Here is a 563-nt window from a genome sequence, read left to right on the forward strand (position 1 = left end):
CAGGTATCCATTCGGGTTAGACGAGCGCGATGGCTGGCACCGATAAAGCTCTTGTCATTGCGGGCGATTGAGGCTGCCTGTTTCAGGGCTTGTGCGGCTCGATTGATAACCTTCACGGTTTTACCGGGAAGGGGCTTGCCTCCTGAGATCCTCGTCGGTGGCGCAAGTCCGAGCCAGGAGCAGAAGTGTTGTGAGGTCGGAAACCGTGATAAGTCCGCTCCCAACTCACTGGCTAAGACCAGCGCGGTGTCGATTCCTATGGTGGGGATTGCGGTTAAATCCACCCCCATTACCTTGTTCAAGGCTCGATGCAGGATCAACTGTTGCTCATTCGAACGGTGCGGATTACGCAGTGTTTTGCTCGGTGCGATAACATCCGCTTGAAGAGTCGGCAGCCGTTCAAGTGCATAAGCAATGGCTTGGTCGCACTCGCCAATCTGTTTTTCCAGGAAATCATAAGCCGCCAACTCCTGACTCAGCGCATGTAAGTGCTCTGCTCGCCAGTTACCCCGCAGGCTGCGGGCGACCGTGGCTTGGTCGGCTTTAACACGCTTGTCTCTAAG

At 55.4% G+C, this 563-nt stretch carries 1 protein-coding gene; it reads right to left on the minus strand.

Annotated features, from left to right (window positions below; genetic code table 11):
• On the minus strand, positions 1 to 563 hold a 563-nt coding region (locus tag DK871_RS28500; RefSeq protein WP_161907484.1), incomplete at both ends, for a transposase.

The organism is Pseudomonas sp. L13 (assembly GCF_009935965.1).
In the GTDB taxonomy this organism is placed as follows: Bacteria; Pseudomonadota; Gammaproteobacteria; order Pseudomonadales; family Pseudomonadaceae; genus Aquipseudomonas; species Aquipseudomonas lactis.